Source organism: Hafnia alvei (genome assembly GCF_964063325.1).
In the GTDB taxonomy this organism is placed as follows: domain Bacteria; phylum Pseudomonadota; class Gammaproteobacteria; order Enterobacterales; family Enterobacteriaceae; genus Hafnia; species Hafnia alvei_B.
Genome location: NZ_OZ061315.1, coordinates 1,726,736 through 1,746,953 on the forward strand (window position 1 = coordinate 1,726,736; position 20,218 = coordinate 1,746,953).

Sequence of the window (20,218 nt, forward strand, 5' to 3'; positions counted from 1 at the left end):
ATGAGGGGAAATAGCTTGGAGGAAATATGACCAAGTCCGAACTTATTGAAAGACTTGCTAGCCAGCAACCACATCTGCCTGCAAAGGCGGTTGAGGATGCAGTGAAAGAAATGCTTGAGCATATGGCAACAACGCTTGCTGACGGTGAACGCATTGAGATCCGTGGATTCGGCAGTTTTTCACTTCACTACCGTGCGCCTCGCGTCGGTCGTAATCCTAAAACTGGCGATAAAGTGGAACTGGAAGGTAAATACGTTCCCCATTTTAAACCTGGCAAAGAACTACGTGACCGGGCGAACATCTACGCTTAAGCAACCTGCTTAGAGTCTAAAACGGCACCTTCGGGTGCCGTTTTCATATCTAAAATTCATCCATATATCCTCCTTGTTTTTAATCTTCTCCTGCTAAAACTAGCGATGCTGTTCGCAATAAAAAGTTGAGCTGAACGCTGTTGCTACGATTCCTTTCAATCTCTTATGCATTATTCGATATAGCCAGTTTTTGCTTCCACTGAGTTAAGTCAACATTCTGTATCTGCTCAGTGAGAGGTATCACAGGTGAGAATGACATGGGATGAGCATATTCATTGTGTTGCGTTAGGTTGCTTGCCGTTAATGTTTCTGCCGAGCTTGCCCGCTAAATATGTAGCCTATGGGGTCTTGTCTATTGCACTGGTGTTTTTCTATGTTTGCTCTGGGCGTTTTCGAAAAATCGCATTTGTTATGCTGGGACTGGCATGGGGGATCATTTGTGCTGAGAGTGTATTAGCACCTTTGGACGATGATATTTCTCGGACCGTCAAAATAACGGGAGACGTCGTTAGCGTAACGCTTGGCGTCGTTTCGCCACAGGATAAGGTAATGTTCCGCGTTTCTAAGGTTAATAGCCAAAATGTGAAAGATAGATTCAATATCACCTTATATTGGAACTCAGAGCGTTATCCATTTTGTGCAGGGCAACGGTGGACGCTAACCGTTGCCCTGCGGCCCGTTCATGGGCGTCTTAACCTGGGTGGGTACGATGCACAACGAACATCAGTGAGTCATCATGTCGTTTTGCAAGGCATGCCGACGGCTTATCAACGTTTGTCTAGTGGGTGTGATTGGCGACAACAGATTATAAGCAGATCGATAAAAGCGATACCGGACTCATCATCTAAACCCATTCTCGTCGCATTGGCTTTTGGTGAAAGAGCGCTGCTCACGCGTGAGCAGAATTCACTTTTTCGCTTAAATGGTTTGTCTCATTTGCTCGCCATTTCGGGGCTGCACATCGCTTTGGCGGCGATGCTGGGCTGGTGTGCTGCAAGGGCGATACAGCTATGTTTTCCTCTCCGTTGGATTAATCCCTATTTTCCAATGGCAATGATGATGGGTGTTGGCTGGGGTTATGTATGGCTTGCAGGCGCCAATCCTCCAGCCATTCGGGTTGGCGTTGCGATGATACTTATCGCTGGTTATGGCGTTTGGGGAAAATTTATCCCCCCCAAGAAATATCTGCTGAATGTGGTCTGTCTCATGGTGGTTTGGGATCCACTTGTGTTGCTGTCTGACAGCTTTTGGCTATCTGTTATTGTAGTTTCAAGCCTTCTGTTTTGGTATTGGCTTGCGCCATTGCCCTCATCATTACAAATACAAAAGCGATTCTTTTGGCTCAGGTTATTACATCTGCAATTTGGTATCGCTGTGTGCCTGATGCCCGTACAAATTTATTTGTTTCATGGCATTAGCGGGAGTGCGCTGTGGGCCAATTTTTTTTCCGTGCCTTTGGTGACTTATCTTGTTGTACCGCTGATTTTAGTGGGCATTGGTTCCTGTTGGTGGAACGACCCGTTAGGTGCATGGCACGCAGCAGGATATCTGCTAGATATGATGCAATGGGGATTATCAAGCGGGCCCTCGTTCTGGGCAGATATTAGCACTGGCGGGCTCTGGGTAAGCTTGAGTCTCTTGACCCTGTTTGTTATTAACTTTTCTTTTTCTAAAGCAGGGCTGCCGCTTTGGTGTGCTGTTCAAGCCGCGTGTTATCTTTGGATATTCGGTGCTAAAGAAAGTGATGATGTTGACCTGCGCGTTCATATGCTGGATGTCGGGCACGGGCTGGCGGTGCTTATCGAACGTCGCGGTAATGCAATTTTGTATGATGTGGGTAATAAATGGGATGGCGGAGATATTGCCACCAGTGAAATTATTCCTTACTTGCGGTGGCATGGGTTGGTGCTGGATGGCATGGTTATTAGCCATAGCGACTCAGACCATAGCGGTGGGCGGTATTCTCTCAGTCATGCGTTTCCACTCGCTTGGGTGCGAAGCCCGGATCCTCGCGATTTTTCCTGCCATATTGGCAGCGATTGGGTCTGGCAAGGCGTGCGTTTTACCGTGCTTTGGCCACCTCGTCAGATTGCTGCCCCGAAAAATAATGACTCTTGTGTCGTCATGGTTGTAGTGGGGGCGCGTAAAATTCTGCTCACTGGCGATATTGAAACTGAAGCGGAAACTCAACTGGTACAGCGATGGAAAAAGCAGCTTAAAGCCGATCTTTTGCAGGTGCCACATCATGGCAGCAATACCTCGTCGAGTAGCCTTTTACTGCGTACGGTTGAGCCAAAAGAAGCGATAAGTTCCTCGGCTCGATTTTCTCCGTGGCATTTTCCTTCACCTAAAGTGACTGCGCGTTATCGCAATCAAAGTATTCATTGGCATGATACAGCACACGCTGGAGAGGTCATAATGACGGCAAAAACAGATAATTGGCGAATAAGTGAACTAAAAACGCAATTAAATCCACGTTGGTATCACGGTTGGTTTGGCGTAAGGAGTCATAATGAGTAAAATGATCCGCTATTTCATCCTAAGCTGGTTAACTAAATGCTGAATGACAAAGATCTTTCGACCTGGCAAACATTTCGTCGCTTATGGCCATCGATCTCTCCTTTCAAGGCAGGACTGATTGTTGCGTCAGTCGCACTCGTAATTAACGCGGGTAGCGATGCCTACATGCTCTCCTTGTTAAAGCCATTATTGGATGATGGTTTTGGCAAGACAGGGTCCGATATTCTGAAATGGATGCCATTCGTCGTTATTGGATTGATGATCGTACGCGGGATTTCTGGTTTCATCTCCAGCTATTGCGTCTCTTGGGTGGCCGGCAAGGTGGTAATGAATATGCGTCGTCGCTTGTTCAGCCATATGATGGGAATGCCGGTTTCCTTCTTTGACCAACAGTCGACCGGTACGCTGCTATCACGAATCACCTATGACTCTGAGCAGGTTGCCTCTTCGTCATCGGATGCATTGATTACGGTTGTGCGTGAAGGTGCTTCAATTATTGCATTGTTCTGTATGATGTTTTATTACAGCTGGCAGCTCTCTCTGATTCTGATTGTTATTGCTCCTGTGGTTTCAATCGCGATTCGCATGGTGTCAAAGCGTTTTCGTAACATCAGTAAGAATATGCAAAACACAATGGGCACACTGACCACTAGCGCGGAACAGATGCTAAAAGGTCATAAAGAAGTACTGATCTTTGGTGGGCAGGAAGTTGAGAGCAAGCGTTTTGACAAAACCAGTAACTGGATGCGTCAGCAGAATATGAAGATGGTCGCTGCGTCTTCTGTTTCAGATCCCATTATTCAGTTGATTGCCTCCTTTGCCCTTGCTTTCGTGCTGTATGCAGCAAGCATCCCATCGGTAATGGATACACTGTCTGCTGGTACAATTACCGTAGTGTTCTCTTCGATGATTGCATTAATGCGTCCACTGAAGTCCCTGACGAACGTCAACGCTAAGTTCCAACGCGGTATGGCAGCATGTCAAACGCTGTTTGCGATTTTGGATCTCGAACAGGAAAAAGACACCGGTAAGCTGGAAGTTAAACGTGCTAAAGGTGATGTTGAGTTCCGTGATGTTACTTTCAGCTATAACAATAAAGGCGCCCCTGCGCTGAAAAACGTGAGCTTTAAAATTCCTGCCAATAAAACCGTGGCCCTCGTTGGGCGTTCAGGTTCCGGCAAATCAACGATTGCAAATCTGTTGACGCGTTTTTATGACATTCAAGAGGGCGAGATCCTGCTGGATGGGCATGACCTACGTGAATATACGCTGAGTTCTCTACGTAATCAGGTTGGCTTGGTTTCGCAAAATGTTCACCTCTTCAACGATACCATTGCGAACAATATCGCCTATGCACGTAATGAAGTTTATAGCCGTGAGCAAATCGAAGAAGCAGCTCGTATGGCATATGCGATGGACTTCATTGATAAAATGGACAACGGTTTAGACACCGTCATTGGCGAAAACGGCGTATTGCTGTCGGGTGGGCAGCGTCAGCGTATCGCTATTGCTCGTGCGTTGCTGCGCGATAGTCCGGTTCTTATTTTGGATGAAGCTACATCCGCGCTAGATACCGAGTCTGAACGTGCGATTCAGTCCGCGCTAGATGAATTACAGAAAAACCGTACTTCGTTGGTTATTGCTCACCGCTTATCAACTATCGAAAAAGCCGATGAAATTATCGTGGTTGAAGATGGGTATATCGCCGAGCGTGGCGATCATGCAACGCTATTGGCGAAGAATGGGGCGTATGCTCAGTTGCATAGGTTGCAATTCGGGCAATGATTGAGCGCATCTGGTCTGGGCAATCGCCTTTATACCTGCTCCTGTTACCGCTCTCTTGGCTGTATGGCTTAGTGAGCGGTATCCGCCAATTATTTTATCGCATAGGCTGGTTAAAAAGCTGGAAAGCACCTTGCCCAGTTGTTGTGGTCGGTAACTTAACTGCGGGTGGCAACGGTAAAACCCCCGTGGTTATTTGGTTGGTTGAACAGTTACAGACCCGTGGTTTTCGCGTGGGTGTCGTGTCGCGTGGCTATGGTGGGCGCTCGGATCATTACCCTCTATTATTGAATAGTGAAACGTCAACGGCGCAAGCGGGAGACGAACCTGTTCTCATCTATCAACGAACGGGGGCTTCAGTTGCCGTTGCTCCTAAGCGTAGCGATGCAGTAAAAGCTTTACTTCAGCATGCCCCAGTAGACGTCATCATCACCGATGACGGCCTACAGCATTACGCGCTTGCGCGTGATGTTGAGCTGGTTGTTGTGGATGGCGTTCGTCGTTTTGGCAATGGTTGGTGGTTACCTGCAGGGCCTATGCGAGAGAGAGTAGGGCGTTTGCGGCGCGTAGATGCGGTTATCACTAATGGTGGGAAGGCTGCCGTTGGCGAAATACCCATGACGCTGGCTGGACGTATTTTAGTGAATATACATACTGGTGAACGCTGTGCTGCCGATGGTTTAGCTCCGGCTGTTGCAATGGCGGGAATAGGGCATCCTCCTCGCTTTTTTGCCACGCTGAGCCAATTGGGTACGCAAGTAGTCAACACAGTCGCGTTTGCCGATCACCAAGAATATGATCTGAAGACATTAAGTGCGTTGACACCGAAAGGGCAGCCGTTGTTAATGACTGAAAAAGACGCAGTAAAATGTCGCAAATTTGCTCAACCTAATTGGTGGTATCTGCCAGTTAATGCAGAAATTCCGGCTGAACAAGGGAATGAATTGTTAGCAAAAATTACGAGCTTGATTAAAATTAATCCTTAATTTTCAAATGATAATAAATGAATCAGCTTCTTTTATCTTCGAATGCATATAGTTTTACGTTTAAATACTTCCGTAGCGTCATTTTTTTAAAAGAAAAACTTGCTCATCAATCACCTTTATGAGTAAATGACTGCGGCCTGTGATATAGACCTATTTATGCACGACATGAGATAAAGCAGTTCCTCCTTAAGACGTTATCTTCCGATTCCGCTTGTTAGACGAACCATCTTCTTAGTGCCATCCATAAGTAATCTTCTGAGCTCGGCCTCTACGCCTTAGGGCAAATTTTTAAGTGATATCAGTTATAAAGGTAATACAAATGACTAAGAAGACCGGTCAGGTAAAATGGTTTAACGAAAGCAAAGGCTTCGGTTTCATCGAACAGCACGACGGCGGTAAAGATGTATTCGTACATTTCTCTGCTATCGCTAGCGAAGGTTTCAAAACTCTGGCCGAAGGCCAGCGTGTAGAATACACCATTCAGGACAGCCCGCGCGGGCCGGCTGCTGCGAATGTTGTTGCTCTGTAAGATTACAGAGAACTTGTTTTGATACTGAACTGATCGTTATCGCAGCGCGTTCTGCGGAGTCAGTAACAAGACCAGAAAGCCCGCCATTGGCGGGCTTTTGTTTTTAATAATCCGCTCGAAGAGGTTCTTAACGATAACTTGAATATGAGCTACACATCCTAATCTGAACTAGAATTTAGAGGGATGTAAATATAAGGTAAAAAAATATGACACTGAAAATGGGTCTCGTAAAATGGTATAGCCAGTCTGAAGGCTTCGGTATTATCTCTCCACTGGATGGTGGAAATGATATCTACGTTAATCGTTCAGGCATTGCTAATTCACGCAAAAAATTACTGACAGAAGGTCAGCGCGTTGAATTTTCAACTTACCTAGGTAGTCGCGGTCTCACCGCAGAAGACGTCATCGCCTACTGATGACATCGTATCAGCCAGCGTTATTCCCTACGCATCTTCACGCTGGCTGAACTGTTTTCCCTTCCCTGCTGCAACTCGATAAGCTTCGCGTATAATCATCTCTCCGGCTTTCTCATCATGAGGTTCGTCTGGCTACGATGGCTGAAATATCCCTATCCTTAAGTGCGCTTAGAAACCTTCATCTTCATGCTCAAGGTTTAGATAAACCGCGCAGGCACAAAGCAACGCCCCTTGATGTGATTGCGTGTATACGCCAAATGAGTCTGCTACAGATTGATACAATCAACGTTGTCGCTCGTAGTCCCTATCTGGTGTTGTTTTCACGTCTGGGTTTGTATTCAGAGCGGTGGCTAGATGAGGCTTTACGCAACGGTGATATCTTTGAATATTGGGCGCATGAGGCATGTTTTATCCCAAAAGAGGATTATCGGCTGGTTCGTCCACAGATGATGGCCCCGGAAAATATGGGATGGAAGTATTCCCCTGAGTGGCATCAGAAACATCATGACGACATTAGCAAACTGCTCACTCATATCCGCCACAATGGGCCTGTTAAAGCCACTGACTTTAGTGCAAAGAATAAAAAAACCAGCGGCTGGTGGGAGTGGAAACCAGAGAAACGACATTTGGAAACGCTATTTTCCTGTGGCCAGTTGATGGTGAAAGAGCGAATTAATTTTCACCGCGTATACGACTTGCCTGAACGCGTCATTCCAGAGTGGAATGATGATGCAAACAGTATTAGCTCAGCGCTTGCTCAACAACAAATGATGGCAAACAGTGCTCGCAGCCTAGGCGTATTTAAAGCGCAGTGGCTAGCTGATTATTATCGTCTTAAGAAAATTGATACCAAAAAGATGATACATAACATGTTGGACAGCCAAGAGATTATTGGGGTACGGCAAAGGGAAACCCAAGAGCTCTACTATATTCATCATAGCCTTGCGCATTTATTAGCAAAGGCACAAAACAATGAAATAAAAGCGACGCATACTACGCTGCTTTCTCCTTTTGATCCTGTTGTATGGGACCGAAAGCGTGCATCTGAATTATTTGGTTTTGACTACCGCTTAGAATGCTATACCCCTGAAGCTAAAAGAAACTTTGGCTACTTTTCGCTACCGATACTTCAGCGTGGCGCTCTAGTTGGTCGGATCGATGCCAAAATGCATCGCAAAGAAAAGGTGCTGGAGCTGAAATCGTGTCATCAAGAAAAAGGTGTACGGTTTACGGAGAAAAAGAGGGCTGAGCTGAAAGCTGCTATTACTCTTTTTGCCGCTTGGCAGCAGGCGACCGAAGTTAAAATTCAGTATCAGCCCGATGATTGGCGGTATTTTTGGGGGGACGGTTGGTTGCTGGATGGGGTATCTACACAGGCTTAAATGCAAAAAGGGCAATGGTCGTTTCCATTGCCCTTCGGCCAATTAGTTACTGTAGTTGGCGAACATTGCGATGATTTTATGCAGCAGTTTCATATGTATCTTACTTTCTAGTTTTTGCAGGAAATTGTGATATACATCACGTTAGGTAATTTACTCCTCTGCAAAACCAACTGCAACATGTTTTGTTTATGAGTGTTTAATGTTAATAAAAGTAAAAATCGGCACTAGGCCGATTTTTACTTTGGCACATCAAGACGATCTTTAGTCTTTCAGCGCGGCATGAATTGACTGGATAATCGGTTGATAACCCGTACAGCGGCAAATATTACCTTCAAGTGCATCCATGAGTTGCTCATCGCTGGGGTTAGGGTGCTTGGCCAGTAATGCCGATGTGCTAACAAGAACGCCAGGGGTACAGAAGCCGCACTGCACGCCGCCATGCTCAATAAACGCATTTTGAAGTTTTTTGGTTATCGGATCATCACGTAGCCCTTCGAGCGTGGTAATGTCGGCACCATCGCATTGTTCAGCTAAAACCAAACACGAGCAAACTGCGTTTCCATCCATGATAACGGTGCAAGCGCCGCACTCACCAACGGCACACCCTTCCTTTGTTGCCGTTAAGCTTAATTTATCTCGTACGAAATCTAGCAAGCGCATTTGCCCTGTCACCTGCGCATCAATCAGTTTGCCGTTTATCTTCACTTTGATATTGCTCATCATTAACTCCTTATGCCAGCTCTGATTGATAGAGAGAACCAGCGGCTTCCACCATCATGTCGCGGAACATATTAATAAACACAGGTTGTTTATAGGCAGCTGACCAGCGTTTGCCGATAGCGGCATAAATCAGCTTTTCTAACAGCTGGCAGGCGAGATCGATTGTTTCCTGTGTGAGTCGGTGGCCCAGTAAACAGCGTTCGATATCGAGAAGTCGCTGCGGTTTACTAAACAGCGCCCCATCGACTAAACGGCAATAGTTCACTGTGCCATCGGGATCGCAAGAAATCAGACAGGTTAAGCTCTGGCGGGTAATGTTCAGCGCATTTCGGCGCCCCAATTGGTGATAGAAAGCGTGTGGCCTTGGGTTTGGTGGCGGTGGCAATATGACCTTTGTCATCAGTTCATTAGGCTTACGCTGTGTTTTATATCCCGACTGTAAGAATTCGCACAGCGGCATGCGCCGTGCGCCATCAAGCGATTGCAGCTCAATTTGGGCATCATAGATAATTGAGGGCGGTAGTGAGTCGCCGCAGGGCGCAGCGTTAACCATATTGCCGCCGATAGTTGCACGGTTACGAATTTGGTTTGAGCCAACCGTTTTACACGCTTGAGCGAGCAGGGGATAACGCTCTCTAACCAATTCGTGTTCGACGATACGGTTAAATGTTACCGCGGCGCCAATGACGACAGCTCCGTTATCTTCGGTAATCTGCGTCAGTTCAGGTATGCGCGATATATCAATGAGGTTCATGGCCTTGGTCTGCAATCGCCCTTGAACAATGACATCGGTGCCGCCAGCAATAATGCTAACGTTATCCTGAGCAAGCAACGTTAAGGCTTCTGGTACCGTTTGGGCTCTTGTCACCGTGACATCGGTTAAACGTAAAACCTGTTTTTTGTTATCGGTTTCAACCATTAACTCGCTTTGCCGAGCTGGTTTTTTGAGGTTATAACCTAAAATAACCTGCTCAAGAGTAAGTGGTAGTTTGTTGAAACGTGCGTTCAAGGCAAAGCTAAGGGCGTTGTTAATAGCCGCTGCGGCTAACTCAGTGGCGGGTTCACCGATACCTTTAGCGCCGAGAGGGCCTGCCTGATCGGGGTTTTCTACACCAATAATGGTGATTTCAGGGATATCTTTAATAGTTGGTAGTAGATAGGTATCGAAGTTTTCTGATTTTACCTGTCCGTTTTCAATGTTGAAATCTTCGAGTAGCGCATAGCCAAATCCTTGAGCTATTCCGCCGCTGACCTGCCCATTGAAACCCACAGGATTAATAATATGGCCCACATCGTGTGCTGCCGTAACGTGAATAAGATCCGTTTTCCCTGTGCTGGTGTTGACGCGCACCTCGGCAATTTGACAGCCATAAACCCACGTGAAGTAGGGGCTGCCGGTTCCTTTTTCCTCGTCCCAGTGAATTGGCGGTGGTACAAACCAGCCATATTCGGTCAGGCTCACGCTTGCCCATTTGGTTTTGTTGACGGCGGTTTTGAAATCTATCGTTTGTGATGGGTTATTTTTGTTGCTGATAAACCCGTTTTGCCACAGCGTATTATCTAATTCTTTCGTGCCCAGCACGTCGCACACAACGCCTAAAATACGTTGTTTAATTTTAACCGCCGCATCAAGGATCGCGCCGCCGCCAACGAGTGTTCCGCGTGTGGCGGCAGTAGAGCCACCATCACCAATCACTGAGGTCGGTGGCTCGCTAAACATTATTTCGGATAGTGGAATGCCAAAAGCCTCTGCGGCGATGAGCGACATCGTTGTCTGTAGCCCTTGGCCATTTTCGGATACGGAAGTGGCAATATTCACGCTGCCGTCTTCGTTAACCTGCACCAGCGCGGTTGACGTATCGACACCTTCGGCGCCAATAGAGCACCCGCGGTAACTGAGGGCGAGACCGATGCCATAGCGATAAACGCCACCTTGTTGATTGAGTTGAGCATAATGCTGGCGCTTGCTATCAAATTCAGCTGAGGTGACTGCTTTGCTTAAAACCTCAAGGGCGGATACGGTATGTTTGTCAAAAACTTGTCCGGTGATCGAAGCATCACCTTGTTTTAATGCGTTAATTTGACGAATTTCGACGGGAGATATCTTTAAATACTCGGCGATTTCGTCCATTAATGATTCGTTGGCATATACCACCTGCGGTGAGCCAAAGCCTCGCATGGCAGAGGTGTAGCTGTTGTTAGTGTATACGCCGGTCACGTCGATGCGAATATTGGGGATACGATAAGGCCCCGCAGCCTGAACTGAGCTTCGCCAGGTAACGAAAGGCGTTGAAGCCGCATACCCTCCACTGTCGGCGAGGATATCGACCTTCATGGCTAAGATCTGGCCAGAATCATCCAGTCCGACCTTATATTTCATTTTATAGGGATGTCGCTTACAACTTTCTAAAATAGAATGCTCGCGGGTATAACAAAATTTGACCGGCCTGCCGGTTAGCGTTGTCAGTAGCGCAGAGCGACAGGCAAGATGATCGATAATATCGTCTTTACCGCCAAATGAGCCGCCCATCACCGCGCGTTTAATGTTGATATGCCCCTGCGGGCAGCCCATGAATCTAGCGACAAAGCTACGTACGCGGTGTGGGTTTTGAATGGAGCCAGAGATAATCAAATGGCGCTCAGTGGGATCGAGCCAAGTGAGCACCACTTCAGGTTCAATGTAAGCATGCTCTTGAAAACCGACTTCATATTCGCGCTCAAGAATATGTGCGCTGGCCGAAAATCCCGCTGAGATGTCGCCTTTAATCGTGTGATGATGCGCCGCGATATTATCCCCTTTCTCCGGATGAATAAGCCGCGCGTCGGGTTTTAGCGCATGCTCAACGTCGGTAATGGGCGCGTAAGGTGTATAAGAAATATGAATTTTATCTGCTGCCAGACAGGCGGCTTCGTAGGTTTCTGCGGCAATAACCGCAATTACATCACCGTGAAAAACGACTTCATCTTTAATAATAGGAAGGTAGTCTTTCACCATGATGCCAACGACGGGTTCGCCGGGGATATCTTGATACGTTGCGATCTTGACAACGCCTGGCACCGCTAGTGCTTCACTAAGATCGAGGTTATCAATTCTTCCAGCGGCAATATCGGCATAGCGACACACGCCATACAACATTCCGGGTAGGGTTATGTCATTGCCGTAGACGGCTGTTCCAGTGACTTTTGCCAGTCCATCGACGCGACGGATTGATGATGAGGTGCTAGGCGCACTCATGGGTATCTCCTTACGTATTACGTAACGCTATTACGAACCAGATTGTTATGGCTGGCCATCAGAGTTAACAGTGATTAAAAGTAATGAAAAGTGGCGAGTTTGAGGGGGAAATGCTCGACGCTATCCATGGCTGATTGAATTAGATTCAACACTTGTGCCACAACGGAAAAATGGTCCAACGGTACGTTTAATATGTGATTTATCTCGCATAACAGCCGTATGATAGCGGTGACTTGGTACGGTTTTTGAACAGTTTGGATTTGTGCGTTTCTAGAGGTAAAACGGCTGAAACACAAATAAACGTCATAATGAGATGTTGTGTTATCAATCTGATAGGTAGAGCGGTTCATTAAACGGTTTTTAACCGTATGGTCATACAAGCCGTGATAATTTTGCTGTTGCGAGTTATCCTTACACCATGCTTTTTCGCTGATACAAGAACTCGTTTAGGAACAATCATGGATCATCGCTTACTCGAAATTATTGCTTGCCCCGTCTGTAATGGAAAACTCTACTTCAATAAAGAAAATCAGGAATTAGTGTGCAAAGCGGATCGTCTTGGCTATCCGCTGCGTGATGGCATTCCAGTATTGCTCGAGAATGAAGCCCGCATACTTCCAGTGGATGAGAAATAATCTGATGAGTTTTATTGCTATTATCCCTGCTCGCTACTCTTCGACACGCCTACCGGGTAAGCCTTTAGCCGATATTGGCGGCAAACCGATGGTTGTGCATGTTATGGAAAGAGCGCTGGAGTCTGGCGCTGCGCGCGTTATCGTGGCTACCGATCATGCAGATGTTAAAAAAGCCGTAGAAGCGGCGGGCGGTGAAGTCTGCATGACGCGAGCCGATCATCATTCTGGCACCGAACGTTTGGCTGAAGTGATTGAGAAGTGTGGCTTTGCAGACGATGAAATTATCGTCAATATTCAAGGCGATGAGCCGCTGATCCCGCCGGCAATTATCCGTCAGGTGGCGCAGAATTTGGCCGCTAGTGAAGCGGGCATGGCGACACTGGCGGTACCGATTACTACTAGCGAAGAAGCATTTAATCCAAATGCGGTAAAAGTCGTTTGTGATAAAAATGGCTATGCGCTCTATTTCTCACGCGCGACAATCCCATGGGACCGCGATCGTTTTGCGATATCTCGTGATGAAATTGGTCATGTTTTCCTGCGCCACATTGGCATTTACGCTTATCGTGCTGGTTTTATTCGTCGTTATGTCACTTGGGCACCTAGCGATCTTGAGCAGATTGAAATGCTTGAGCAGCTGCGAGTGCTTTGGTACGGCGAAAAAATTCATGTGGATGTTGCTAAAACCGCGCCAAGCCCAGGCGTTGACACCATTGAAGACTTGGAAACAGTGCGCGCTATTTTTGCGGCGGCTCAATAGGTCGGTTTATCGCAAGGCATTTAGGTTTAAATTAAGAGCGTGCAAGTGCACGCTCTTTTGATCTAGTCGAATACAATACCTTGATAAATCCGCCATGATGGCTCTCTATCTGGTGAAAAAAGGTACCGCGCAATGCAGCAAAACCTGTATCACAATATGGATCATTTAAAAGCCGAGCTTAGCGTTGTTCTTGGTGAGTCAATTGGCCGCTTAGAGCAGATCAGTGAACAGCCATATGCCAGCCTTTTTGCCCTTTATAATCAGCAGGGCACGCCTTTACCCTTGGTGGCTAAGACCTTTTTATGCCAAGGAATTGCCCAACAGGAAGCTTACAAGCTGTCGATGCTTGCACGGCAGGGCGATATCCGCTTACCAACGGTTTATGGCGTTCTGACAACCCATCAGGCGCCATTCAAAGAAGTTCTATTAATTGAACGATTACGTGGCGTTTCCGTCGAAGCACCGACTCGAACGCCACAGCGTTGGTCGTGCTTAAAAGACCAAATTGCAGAAGGGATCCTCTCTTGGCACCGCATTGATAGCCACGGTTGTGTCGGTAACGTTGACAGCGTGCAGGAAAATCGCTGGGCGCACTGGTACGCACAGCGTTTAGAAGTCATCTGGGCCACGCTTGGTAATATGCCAACGCCTGATTTAAGTATTGAAGCTCGCCGTATTTTGTTTCGCAGTAAAGAACAATTGCCTGAGCTGTTTGCGGGTTTCGACGATAGCTGCGTGCTGGTTCATGGCAACTTAACCCTAAGAAGCATGCTAAAAGATCCCAAAAGCGATCAACTGCTTGCCATGCTTAACCCCGGTATGATGCTCTGGGCACCGCGTGAGTACGATCTATTCCGCCTGAGCGAGGACGGGATGGCTACCGAATTGCTTTACTCCTATTTGCAGAAAGCACCCGTGAGCGATGATTTTATGGTACGCCGCTGGCTATATGTTCTATGGGAGTCGATTGGACGCTATTTACATACTGGCGTGGTAGATCGTCCTGTTGTCGAACGCGCAGCTCAGCAACTGCTTCCTTGGTTGGGATAATGATTGACTGAATTTAAGTATGAGAGCCGGCAAGTCATATCGATTTGCTGGTTAATTATCAATCACTATGAGAGGTGATAATCTGATAATGATACAAACCGCTACCACTTTGATATTTTTCTTGGTTAAACAAACTACCTACCTCATTTTCCCTTGATGCTTTTTCTCGCTAATTTCGCTGAAATATAACGTCTTATTAAGTATCAAATGTGATACCGCCCGCAATTATTTCGTTTATCTCCCTATTTTTCCTCTCATAAATAAAAGTTCGCATGCTCTGTGCATAGTTGGCATGTGCGCAAATAACTGATGTGTTCTATCAACCTTAAAAACATTTGCGCTGATGAAAACGCTGTACATCCGTAAATAGGGGAGCAAAGGTTCTCGAATCGTAGCTGGTTATCCACCATATTAGCCGAGCCGTAAGGAGTGATGTGTCCATGAGCGTGATAAATCCGCATCTAAAAATAGAGCACAGTAAAAGCATGCCGCTAGACGATGCCGTTGAGCGCAGGCTACCAATTGCGCAGCTGTTCACGTTAGGTTTGCAACATGTTCTTGTTATGTATGCTGGTGCCGTTGCTGTGCCTCTGGTTATCGGGGGCAGCCTAGGTTTACCAAAAGACCAAATCGCTTTTTTAATTAGTTCAGACCTTTTCTGCTGCGGCGTAGTGACGCTGTTGCAATGTTTGGGTATTGGCCGTTTCGCAGGTATCCGACTCCCCGTTATCATGTCTGTCACATTCGCCGCGGTAACCCCGATGTTGGCGATTGGCGCAGATCCTAATATAGGGCTGACGGGAATATTCGGTGCCACAATAGCATCAGGGATTATTGCAACATTACTCGTTCCCGTGATTGGGCGACTTATGCCATTGTTTCCGACGGTTGTGACCGGCGTAGTTATTACCTCTATCGGTATTAGCATTATGCAGGTGGGTATTGATTGGGCCGCCGGTGGAAAAGGTAATCCTGATTACGGTAGCCCAATATATATTGGTACCTCGCTCTTAGTGCTGGTTTTTATTCTGCTAGTGACCCGTTTTGCTAAAGGTTTCTTGTGTAATATTTCTGTACTGCTCGGCATTCTTTTTGGTTTTGCCATTGCTTATTCTATGGGGAAGGTGAATTTCGTTGGATTAGATAACGCCGCATGGTTTGCTCCTATAAAGCCATTTGCATTTGGTATGCCTACATTTGAACCTGTCAGTATTCTTACGCTCACCATTATTATGCTAATTACCTTCATCGAATCGATGGGGATGTTTCTTGCCCTTGGCGATATTGTGGGAAGACCAACTAAACAAGCCGATATTATTCGTGGTTTACGAGTAGATGGAATCGGCACCGTTATTGGCGGACTATTTAATAGTTTTCCACATACTTCTTTTTCACAGAACGTTGGTTTGGTTAGCGTAACGGGTATTTCCAGCCGTTGGGTTTGTGTTATGTCGGGCGGGATTTTAATTCTCTTCGGCTTGATCCCTAAAATGGCGCTTATCGTTGCCTCTATTCCACAGTTCGTGTTGGGCGGTGCCGGTATAGTGATGTTTGGAATGGTTCTGGCAACCGGGATCCGTATTCTTTCACGTGCTAACTACAGCACCAATCGCTACAACCTTTACATCGTTGCTATCAGTATTGGTATCGGCATGATACCTACCGTGTCACATGATTTTTTTAGCCAGCTACCAGCGGCAATTCAGCCATTACTGCATAGCGGTATTTTATTAGCTACCGTATGCGCGGTAAGCCTCAATCTCTATTTCAATGGCTATCATCCAGATAAGGAATCAGATAGCAATAACGTTGAAAATGAAGCTGCACAAGAAATAACTGAATAAACAGATTTAACCGAGATGTCGATCATGGAGAGGGGCCATGTTCTACATGCCATCAAATGAAATGTATAAATAATACTCGCAGATAGAGGGCGTTATTGTGAAAGCGATTAATCGTATGGAAAATTATTTACAGGAGAGCCAAACCTCCCCTCAAAAGAAAGCAGATGTCGATCCTGTCGATGAAATATTGCCGATTGGACAAATGTTGGTTTACGGTTTTCAGCACGTATTAGTCATGTATGCCGGTGCCATTGCGGTTCCTTTAATTATTGGTAAGGCGGTTGGGTTTACGCCGGAACAAATTATATTTTTAATCAGCACCGATCTCTTTATATGTGGCTGCGGTACGATCCTGCAGTCAATAGGCTTATTGAATATTATTGGTAGCAAACTCCCAATTGTTCAGGGGTGCACCTTCGCTGCGCTTATTCCGATGACGCTTATCGGCCAACAGTATGGCATTGGCGGTATTTCAGGCGCGGTTATTGTTGCCGGGGTATTTACGCTACTGTGTGCTCCTTTTGTATGCAAACTTGTCCGCTTTTTCCCTAAAGCCGTTATGGGCACGATAGTGACGCTTATTGGTCTGTCGATCTTACCGGTCGCAGGAGGATGGATCGGCGGTGGAGATCTCGATGCAGTAAGTTTCGGCAGCTACGGTTCGCTGCTGATGGCCTTATTTACGTTGGCCGTAGTGATGCTAATTTATACCTTTGGCAAAGGCATGTTGAAGAATGTGGCTGTGCTGGTGGGAATTATCATTGGCACACTGGGATATTACTTCATGGGAAAACTCGATCTTTCCCAAGTGGCATCGACCAGTTGGATGACATTCCCATACCCAATGCGCTTTGCGGTTCCTGAATTTCATCTCTTTCCTGCCGTGTTGATGTGTATGGTGATGGTCGTTGTCATGGTAGAAACCATGTCTTCGATGATGGCCATGGGGGAAATCGTTGATCGCCCAGCAGATCAAAAAACCTTAAAACGTGGCCTGTACGCCTGTGGGTCTGCAACGTTGTTTGGCGGCTTTTTTAATATGTTCCCTTATGCAGCCTTTGCTCAAAACGTAGGGCTTGTCAGCATGACCGGTGTTCGCAGCCGTTTCATTGTTGGAGTAGCAGGCTGCATTCTTATTACTCTTGGTCTGTTCCCAAAACTCGCGGCCTTTGTTGTCGCTGTGCCGAAGCCAGTGCTTGGCGGCGCAGGGATCGTTATGTTTGGCATGGTTGCTGTGTCAGGAATTCGAACGTTGGGACAGGTTGATTATCGTAATAACAATAATGGGATGGTTGTAGCGTTAACGCTCGGTCTTGGCATGTTACCGGTGATGGTTCCTCAGTTATTTCAACAAATGCCACAGGCCGCAGAGATGTTCCTACACAGCGGGATTACCATTGGTACCGTTGTGGCAATAGGCGCTAATTTGATCCTGAATGGCCGCGATAGACAAGCAAAAATCCCTGGGTGCAAAGAGTGCGAGCTGCAAGAGGTCAATGTAAACAGCACGGCGGCTCGAGAGGTCTTTAGCACGACGCGCGAATATATCGCTATGCGGAGGAAGAGACAAAATGCACAAAAGAACGCTGCTCTTTAAGAACGCGGAATTACTCGTCACGATGGATGACGAACGACGAGAAATTAGAGGTGGTTGCCTGCTGGTGGAGGGAAATCGCATCGTTGCCGTTGGTGGTGACGAGCTTTGTGCTGCACCGGCAGATGAAGAAATAGACCTGCGTGGACATATCGTTATTCCTGGACTGATCAATACACATCATCATATGTTTCAGTCTTTGACGCGTGTGATACCTGATGCGCAGGACGGTGAGCTTTTTGACTGGCTAAATAATCTTTATCCCATTTGGGCTGGACTCACCCCAGAGATGATCCGGGTTTCGACTCAAACCGCGATGGCTGAGCTGATGCTTTCGGGGTGTACCACTTCCAGCGATCATCTCTATGTTTATCCAAACGGTTGTCGTTTAGACGACAGCATTGATGGAGCTCGTGAAATAGGCATGCGCTTCCATGCTTGCCGAGGAAGTATGAGCGTAGGGCGCAGTAAAGGAGGCTTACCGCCAGATGAATTAGTCGAAAATGAACAGGCTATTTTAGAAGACTCATTGCGCTTAATTTATAGCTACCACGACGCCCAGCGCTATAGCATGTTACGTATCGCGTTGGCTCCTTGCTCGCCTTTTTCTGTTAGCCGCGAGTTAATGGTGAAAACAGCGCAGATGGCGCGCGAACATGGTGTTTCACTTCATACCCATTTAGCTGAAAATGACAGCGATGTAAGCTACAGTCAGGCGCACTTTGGCATGACGCCAGCGCAGTACGCCGAAGATTTAGGATGGGTTGGAACCGATGTTTGGCATGCACACTGTGTCAAACTGGATAGGGCTGGGATTTCGTTGTTTGCGAGAACCGGAACCGGTGTGGCGCATTGCCCATGTTCAAATATGAGATTGGCATCAGGCATTGCTCCTATTCGCACTATGCTTGATGAAGGTGTGTCTGTTGGCCTTGGCGTTGACGGTTCAGCATCTAACGATGCAGGAAACATGATCGCAGAAGCGCGGCAGGCGCTGCTATTGCAGCGGGTTGGCTTCGGCCCTGATGCCATGAATGCAAGGCAGGCTTTAGAGATCGCGACGCGTGGTGGTGCGAAAGTACTTAACCGAGACGATATTGGCTATTTAGCCACGGGTATGGCCGCTGATTTTGTCGCGTTTGATCTCAATACTTTGAATCTTGCAGGGGCTAAACACGATCCGCTGGCGGCGTTAGTTTTCTGTACGCCAGGGAATGTGGCTTTCAGCGTGATTAATGGGCAAGTTGTCATCCGTGAAGGGACATTGCAGACCATTGACTTACCTTCGGTTGTGCAACATCACAATCGTTTAGCATGCTTATTAGTGAATAGACATCGGCTGTAATTGATATCACCTTCAGCGGCGTCTTTGTCTAAGCCAAGCATGGCAAAGACAATAGACGCCAATGGGGATAAGTAAAAGAGCAACTGCCGCTGCGATCAGCGCCATCACGGTGTTTAGTCCCGTCGTCCATCCGAGTACAAATCCCACTGCGCTAATAGCATTGAGCGGATTGAAGCTTACGGGCATATTTTCAGCTTTAGAAAGTAAGTCGAGTAAAACTACCTGCATTTCAAATACGATAATCGCCGTAAAAAGGCTAATCAGTCGGAGTCTCATTTTTCACCCTTTGTCGTGATAATTGCCTGCCACCAACTCCCCAAAGTTTCATACCATGCCCGTTCGCTATGACCAAGATAAAGCGGCGAAGGTAGCCAACGTTCCCAAGGATTTAACGGCGACGAAATAGCTAATTGATTGGCTGGAACGGGGATCGGACTAAGCCCCTCGGCCTTAAAAAAGCGTAATGCGCGAGTCAAATGGTTTGCCGACGTGACCAGCAAGACTTTCTGCTGGTCTGTGATTTTAGCCACCTCTTTAGCCTCTTGCTGCGTATCGCGCGGCTTATCAAGCACAATAATTTTATCCGTAGGAACGCCTAAACTTTCTGCCACGTTAGCAGCAACGCGTGCGCTGCTCACCGGGTTGCCGATAGCCGCAGCGCCGGTGAAAATAATTTTGGCATTGGGATTCATTTCAAGCTGGCGGATCCCTTCTGTGACGCGCGGCAAACTGTTGTTAATTAGGTTTGAGCTGGGCGCCCAATCAGGGTTAAAAGTATAACCGCCACCGAGCACCACGATGTAATCTGCGTTGCTCGTTTGGTTTAATGTAGGATAGCTATTTTCAAGCGGAGCCAGTATTCGATCGGCGACAGGTTGTAGGCTTAGCAGCAAGATCCCAAGCCAACCGAGAGAAATGCAGATTTTTCCTAGCCGTAGCCAGCGCGTCCAGCAGATAAAAATCAGGCCTACCGCGACGATCAGCAGCAACAGAGGAAGAGGCAAAAGTAGCCCGCCGATAAACTTTTTTAGCGTAAACAGCATGAATCAGGTGCCTTTCTGAATGAAAAAACGACATCTAGATAGAATATATGGCCGATAAGATTCATT

17 protein-coding genes are annotated in these 20,218 nt (G+C 47.0%); 13 read left to right on the forward strand and 4 right to left on the reverse strand.

Annotated elements, in window-relative coordinates; genetic code table 11:
- The first annotated feature begins 26 nt into the window (after window positions 1-26).
- The 7 genes from ihfB to AB3Y96_RS08155 all read left to right on the forward strand — a co-directional run bounded on the left by ihfB (window position 27) and on the right by AB3Y96_RS08155 (window position 7,926).
- Window positions 27-311, forward strand: a complete 285-nt coding sequence (gene ihfB, locus AB3Y96_RS08125) for an integration host factor subunit beta (protein ID WP_004095742.1) — start codon at window positions 27-29, stop codon at window positions 309-311.
- Between the two features lie 252 nt (window positions 312-563).
- Window positions 564-2,831 (forward strand): DNA internalization-related competence protein ComEC/Rec2, encoded by a 2,268-nt coding sequence (locus AB3Y96_RS08130; protein WP_367298918.1) that lies wholly within the window; start codon window positions 564-566, stop codon window positions 2,829-2,831.
- Between the two features lie 36 nt (window positions 2,832-2,867).
- Complete coding sequence (gene msbA, locus AB3Y96_RS08135) at window positions 2,868-4,616, forward strand: lipid A ABC transporter ATP-binding protein/permease MsbA (protein ID WP_367298919.1); 1,749 nt, start codon at window positions 2,868-2,870, stop codon at window positions 4,614-4,616.
- Window positions 4,613-5,599 carry a tetraacyldisaccharide 4'-kinase gene (gene lpxK, locus AB3Y96_RS08140; protein WP_367298920.1) on the forward strand — a complete coding sequence of 329 codons (987 nt, stop codon included), beginning with the start codon at window positions 4,613-4,615 and terminating at the stop codon, window positions 5,597-5,599. The genes msbA and lpxK overlap by 4 nt, the downstream gene beginning before the upstream one ends.
- Before the next feature lie 319 nt (window positions 5,600-5,918).
- Window positions 5,919-6,128: a cold shock domain-containing protein gene (locus tag AB3Y96_RS08145; protein WP_004095733.1), complete on the forward strand. Its 210-nt coding sequence runs from the start codon at window positions 5,919-5,921 to the stop codon at window positions 6,126-6,128.
- A gap of 206 nt (window positions 6,129-6,334) precedes the next feature.
- Window positions 6,335-6,544: a cold-shock protein gene (locus AB3Y96_RS08150; protein WP_004095731.1), complete on the forward strand. Its 210-nt coding sequence runs from the start codon at window positions 6,335-6,337 to the stop codon at window positions 6,542-6,544.
- A gap of 137 nt (window positions 6,545-6,681) precedes the next feature.
- Complete coding sequence (locus AB3Y96_RS08155) at window positions 6,682-7,926, forward strand: winged helix-turn-helix domain-containing protein (protein WP_367298921.1); 1,245 nt, start codon at window positions 6,682-6,684, stop codon at window positions 7,924-7,926.
- Between the two features lie 261 nt (window positions 7,927-8,187).
- Here AB3Y96_RS08155 and AB3Y96_RS08160 read toward each other — a convergent pair whose 3' ends face one another.
- Window positions 8,188-8,646: a (2Fe-2S)-binding protein gene (locus AB3Y96_RS08160; RefSeq protein ID WP_367298922.1), complete on the reverse strand. Its 459-nt coding sequence runs from the start codon at window positions 8,644-8,646 to the stop codon at window positions 8,188-8,190.
- Between the two features lie 10 nt (window positions 8,647-8,656).
- Window positions 8,657-11,881 (reverse strand): molybdopterin cofactor-binding domain-containing protein, encoded by a 3,225-nt coding sequence (locus AB3Y96_RS08165; protein ID WP_367298923.1) that lies wholly within the window; start codon window positions 11,879-11,881, stop codon window positions 8,657-8,659.
- 458 nt (window positions 11,882-12,339) lie between these two features.
- On the opposite strand from AB3Y96_RS08165, the gene AB3Y96_RS08170 reads away from it, so the two are divergent.
- The 6 genes from AB3Y96_RS08170 (at window position 12,340) to AB3Y96_RS08195 (ending at window position 19,109) form a co-directional block, all read left to right on the forward strand.
- Window positions 12,340-12,516: a Trm112 family protein gene (locus AB3Y96_RS08170; protein WP_072309924.1), complete on the forward strand. Its 177-nt coding sequence runs from the start codon at window positions 12,340-12,342 to the stop codon at window positions 12,514-12,516.
- 4 nt (window positions 12,517-12,520) lie between these two features.
- A complete protein-coding gene (gene kdsB / locus AB3Y96_RS08175; protein WP_367298924.1) occupies window positions 12,521-13,276 on the forward strand; it encodes a 3-deoxy-manno-octulosonate cytidylyltransferase in 756 nt (251 codons plus the stop codon).
- A gap of 156 nt (window positions 13,277-13,432) precedes the next feature.
- Window positions 13,433-14,326, forward strand: a complete 894-nt coding sequence (locus AB3Y96_RS08180; RefSeq protein WP_072309963.1) for a YcbJ family phosphotransferase — start codon at window positions 13,433-13,435, stop codon at window positions 14,324-14,326.
- 440 nt (window positions 14,327-14,766) lie between these two features.
- A complete protein-coding gene (locus AB3Y96_RS08185) occupies window positions 14,767-16,170 on the forward strand; it encodes a nucleobase:cation symporter-2 family protein (RefSeq protein ID WP_367298925.1) in 1,404 nt (467 codons plus the stop codon).
- A 115-nt stretch (window positions 16,171-16,285) separates the two neighbouring features.
- Window positions 16,286-17,767, forward strand: a complete 1,482-nt coding sequence (locus AB3Y96_RS08190) for a uracil-xanthine permease family protein (RefSeq protein WP_175421626.1) — start codon at window positions 16,286-16,288, stop codon at window positions 17,765-17,767.
- Complete coding sequence (locus tag AB3Y96_RS08195; RefSeq protein WP_367298926.1) at window positions 17,742-19,109, forward strand: 8-oxoguanine deaminase; 1,368 nt, start codon at window positions 17,742-17,744, stop codon at window positions 19,107-19,109. Before AB3Y96_RS08190 ends, AB3Y96_RS08195 begins: the two co-directional genes overlap by 26 nt.
- A gap of 12 nt (window positions 19,110-19,121) precedes the next feature.
- Here AB3Y96_RS08195 and AB3Y96_RS08200 read toward each other — a convergent pair whose 3' ends face one another.
- Window positions 19,122-19,385 carry a hypothetical protein gene (locus AB3Y96_RS08200; protein ID WP_072309929.1) on the reverse strand — a complete coding sequence of 88 codons (264 nt, stop codon included), beginning with the start codon at window positions 19,383-19,385 and terminating at the stop codon, window positions 19,122-19,124.
- Window positions 19,382-20,152 carry an envelope biogenesis factor ElyC gene (gene elyC / locus AB3Y96_RS08205; RefSeq protein ID WP_367298927.1) on the reverse strand — a complete coding sequence of 257 codons (771 nt, stop codon included), beginning with the start codon at window positions 20,150-20,152 and terminating at the stop codon, window positions 19,382-19,384. Before elyC ends, AB3Y96_RS08200 begins: the two co-directional genes overlap by 4 nt.
- Window positions 20,153-20,218 lie beyond the last annotated feature (66 nt).